Genomic DNA, 5,028 nt, shown 5'->3' with positions numbered 1-5,028 from the left:
CGTCCGCTTCGGTGACGGTGTGGCGGAGTTGCGTGCGGCCGGGGTGAGGACGTTCCTGGAACTGGGCCCCGACAGCGTCCTCACCGCCATGGCGCAGGAGAACGCGGCGTCGGTCGCGAGCGCCCCCGTGCTGCGCTCGGGCCGTGCCGACGGGGAGGTCCTGCTGTCGGCCCTTGCCCTCGCCCATGTCCGAGGCTGCGCCATCGACTGGTCCGGGGCCTCGCTCCCCGCCGCCCGCGCGGACCTCGATCTGCCCACCTACGCCTTCCAGCGCAGCCGGTACTGGCTCGACGACGCCCCCGGCGCGCCCGTCGAGGCGGCCGGGCTCGGTCTGATCGCGGCCGGGCATCCCCTGGTCGGCGCGACCGTACGCGTCGCCGGGACCGGTGCCATGATGCTGACCGGACGTGTCTCGCCGCAGGCCCAGCCGTGGCTGCGTGACCACGCGGTCGCGGGCGTGGTGCTGCTGCCGGCGGCAGCCTTCGTGGAACTGGCCCTCCAGGCCGGTGATCGGGTCGGGCTGCCGCACGTGGCCGAACTGATACTGGAAACACCGCTGGTGATCCCGGCGCAGGGCGCCCTCGCTCTCCAGGTGCACGTCGATCCGCAGACCGCCGACGGGCGCAGGCCCGTCGGGGTGTACTCCCGCAGCGAGACGGCGGGCGAACACGGCGAGTGGACCCGCCACGCGGTGGGCTTCCTCGGGGAGACGGCCGAGAACGCCTCGGACTCCGCGTTCGACCTGTCCGCCTGGCCCCCGGCGGGCTCGCACCCCGTCGACACCGACGACTTCTACGCCCGCGCCGCCGCTGCGGGATACGGCTACGGACCCGCCTTCCAGGGGCTGCGCGCCCTGTACCAGGGCCAGAACGGCGAACTGTTCGCCGAGGTCGCCCAGTCCGCCGAACCGGCAGTCGGCGCCGACGGATTCGGCATCCACCCGGCCCTGCTCGACTCCGCCCTCCACGCCCTCGTAGTAGTCGCCCCGGACGACAACCGAGTGCGCCTGCCCTTCGCCTGGCACGGTCTGACCCTGCACGCGACAGGCGCCGGCACCCTGCGCGTGCGCTTGGCCCCGGCCCACGGGGACGCCGACTCGATCCTGGTCCAGGTCGCCGACGGCACCGGACAGCCCGTCCTCTCCGCCGCGACCCTCGAAGTACGCACGGCCGACCCGGCACGGCTGACCGGCGTCCCGTCCGCCACGGACTCCCTGTACCCGGTGATCTGGACCCCGGTCGGCACCGCAACGGCCGAGCGGAGCAACGACGATCCGGAACTCACCTTCCACCACTGCCTGTCGGCCGGGGGAGCCGAATCCGACCTCGCCGGGATCACCAAGGCCGCGACCCTCGAAGCACTGACGGCGTTGCAGGCATGGCTGGCCGATACGGCCTCGGCCTCCGCGTGCTTCGTGGTCGTGACCCGTGGCGCCGTCGCGGCGGCCCCCGGCGACCCGCTCTCCGGCCTCTCCCAGGCTCCCGTCTGGGGGCTGGTGCGAGCCGCTCAGAGCGAGCATCCGGGCCGGTTCCTGCTGATCGACGTCGACACCGAAACCGCCGCGGCGGACCTGACCGAGGTGGCCCGCGCCGCTCTGGCCTCGGGCGAGACCCAGGTCGCGGTACGCACGGGCACGGTACTCACACCGAGGCTCACCCGGCCGGGACGCAACGGAACGCTGACACCGCCGGCCTCCGGTACCTGGCGTCTGGGAATGTCGGACGGGGGCACCATCGAGGGGCTGGCGCTGACCGAGTCGTCGGCGGAGCCGCTGGAGCCGGGTCAGGTGCGGGTCGAGGTACGGGCAGCCGGCCTCAACTTCCGTGATGTGCTGATCGCGTTGGGCATGTACCCGGGCGCCGCGGCGATGGGCGGCGAGGGCGCCGGGGTCGTGAGCGAAGTAGGGCCCGGAGTCTCCGAGTTCGCGGTCGGAGACCGAGTGTTCGGCATGCTGCCGTCCTTCGGCCCGGTGGCCGTGGCCGATGTGCGGACGGTGGCTCCGCTGCCGGCGGGGTGGTCGTTCGAGCAGGGCGCGTCAGTGCCGGTCGTGTTCCTGACGGCCTGGTACGGGCTCGTGCAGCTCGGCGCACTCCAGCCCGGCGAGCGGGTGCTGGTCCACGCCGGCGCGGGTGGGGTCGGCATGGCGGCGATCCAGGTCGCGCGTCATGTCGGTGCCGAGGTCTTCGCGACGGCGAGCGAGGGCAAGTGGGATGTGCTGCGGGCGATGGGCCTGGACGACGCGCACATCGCGAGTTCCCGCACGCTCGACTTCGAGCAGAAGTTCGCCGGTGGCGTCGACGTGGTCCTCAACTCCCTCACAGGGGAGTTCATCGACGCTTCGCTGCGGCTGCTCTCGGCCGATGGCCGGTTCCTGGAGATGGGCAAGACGGATATCCGGGACGGCATCGAAGGGGTTTCGTACCAGGCGTACGACTTGCTGGACGCGGGACCGGATCGGATCGGGGCGCTGCTGTGTGAAGTGATGCCGCTCTTCGCTTCAGGTGCGTTGAAGCCGTTGACGGTGCGGTCGTTCGATGTGCGGCGGGCGCCGGAGGCGTTCCGGTTCATGTCGCAGGCCAGGCACACGGGCAAGCTGGTGCTGCGGATGCCCAGGCGGCTCGATCCGGACGGCACGGTCCTGATCACGGGCGGTACCGGCACGCTGGGGCGTCTGGTGGCGCGGCATCTGGTCGCCGAGCACGGCGTACGCAACCTGGTCCTGCTGAGCCGTAGCGGCGGTGAGGTCCCCGAGGGGCTGGACGCCCGGGTCGTCGTCGAGGCGTGCGACGTGTCCGACCGGGAGGCGCTCGCCGCCGTCCTGGCCCGCATTCCGGCCCCGCTGACCGGCGTCGTCCACGCGGCGGGTGTACTGGACGACGGTCTGATCGAGTCGCTCACCCCCGAGCGCCTCGAACGCGTCCTGCGCGCCAAGGTCGACGGCGCGGTCAACCTCCACGAACTCACCGCGGGCCACGACCTCGCCGCCTTCGTCCTGTTCACCTCTGTCGCGGGACTGCTCGGGAACGCGGGGCAGGCCAACTACGCCGCCGCGAACACGTTCCTGGACGCCCTCGCCGCCCAGCGGCAGCAGGCCGGGCTGTCCGGGACCTCTGTCGCCTGGGGGCTGTGGGAGCCGTCCAGCGGCATGACCAGCGGGCTGGGTCAGCAGGATCTGGCGCGCATGCGGCGTTCCGGCGTCGTCGCCATGTCGGCCGAGGAAGGGCTCGCCCTCCTCGACGCCGCCCTGGAGGCCGGCGACGCGAACCTCGCCGCCGTCCGCTTCGATCACGCCGAGCTGCGGGCCCAGGGTGCTCAGGGGCCGGTGCCCGGGTTGCTGCGCGGCCTGGTCCGCGCGCCCGTACGTCGTGCCGCGCAGGCCCTCGCCGTGGCGAGCGGTGGGCAGGGCGCGCTGGTGGAACGGCTGGCAGGACTGTCCTCTGCGGAACGGGATCAGGCTCTCGTCGACATGGTCCGCACCCAGGCCGCTCTGGTGCTGGGCCACACCTCAGCGGAACTGATCGGGCCGGAGCAGACCTTCAAGGCGGCGGGTTTCGACTCCCTCGCCGCAGTCGAACTGCGCAACCGCCTCAACGCCACCACCGCCCTCCAGCTCTCCGGAGCCCTGACCTTCGACCACCCGACGCCCACCGCGCTGGCCCAGTACCTGAAGTCCCGGCTCCTGGGCGACGCCCCGGCGCTTCCCGCCGCGCCCGTCGCGCCGGCTGAGACGGACGAGCCGATCGCGATCGTCGGTATGGCCTGTCGCTTCCCTGGCGGAGTCGAGTCTCCTGAGGATCTGTGGCGGCTCGTCGCGGAAGAGCGTGACGTGATCACGGACTTCCCGACCGACCGGGGCTGGGATCTCGACGGGATCTACGACCCCGACCCCGAGAGCCTGGGCAAGACCTACGTACGGAACGGTGGGTTCCTCGACTCCGTCGCCGACTTCGACGCCGAGTTCTTCGGGATCTCCCCGCGCGAGGCCCTCGCCATGGACCCCCAGCAGCGACTGCTGATGGAGACCTCCTGGGAGGCGTTCGAACGCGCGGGCATCGACCCCGCCACACTCAAGGCCAGCGCGACCGGCGTGTTCATCGGCGCGGTGCCGCAGGACTACGGACTACTGCTGAGCCGTACCTCGGACGCCGTCGAGGGGTACCGCCTCACCGGGACCACCGGCAGCGTAACCTCCGGGCGCCTCGCCTACACCTACGGCTTCGAAGGGCCCGCCGTCACCGTCGACACCGCCTGCTCCTCCTCCCTCGTCGCCCTCCACCTCGCGGCGCAGGCTCTGCGGCGGGGTGAGTGCACGATGGCGCTGGCCGGTGGCGCGACCATCATGTCCAGCCCGGACATGTTCATCGAGTTCAGCCGGCAGCGCGGACTCTCGGACGACGGACGCTGCAAGGCGTTCGCCGACAGCGCCGACGGAACGGGCTGGGCCGAGGGCGTCGGTGTGCTGGTGGTGGAGCGGCTGTCGGACGCGGTGCGCAAGGGGCATCGGGTGCTGGCCGTCGTACGGGGGTCCGCGGTCAACCAGGACGGCGCCAGCAACGGGCTGACCGCTCCCAACGGTCCCTCGCAGCAGCGGGTGATCCGGCAGGCACTCGCCAACGCCGGATTGGACACCGGAGATGTGGACGTTGTCGAGGCGCACGGTACGGGCACGACGCTCGGGGACCCCATCGAGGCCCAGGCGCTGATCGATGCCTATGGGCAGGGGCGGTCCACCGATCGGCCGTTGTACCTCGGGTCGTTGAAGTCGAACATCGGTCATGCGCAGGCGGCCTCCGGTGTCGGTGGCGTGATCAAGACGGTTATGGCTCTGCACGCTGGAGTGTTGCCGCGGACGTTGCATGTTGATGTGCCGTCCTCGCATGTGGACTGGTCCGCGGGTGGGGTGGAGTTGCTCACCGAGGCGCGGGAGTGGCCTGAGGTGGGGCGTCCTCGTCGTGCGGGTGTGTCGTCGTTCGGGATCAGTGGGACGAACGCGCATGTGATTGTGGAGGAGGCTCCCGCGGCGGCTGA

Annotated in this window: 1 protein-coding gene; it reads left to right on the top strand. The window is 71.8% G+C overall.

The features are described 5' to 3' along the window. Positions 1–19: 19 nt before the first annotated feature. Positions 20–5,028, top strand: a 5,009-nt coding sequence (locus tag ACZ4K2_RS36855; RefSeq protein ID WP_467770023.1) for an SDR family NAD(P)-dependent oxidoreductase, incomplete at its 3' end; no start/stop codon positions are given.

It is taken from the genome of Streptomyces sp. NPDC025833, from assembly GCF_055558055.1.
This window is presented reverse-complemented; position numbering and strand designations above follow the sequence as displayed.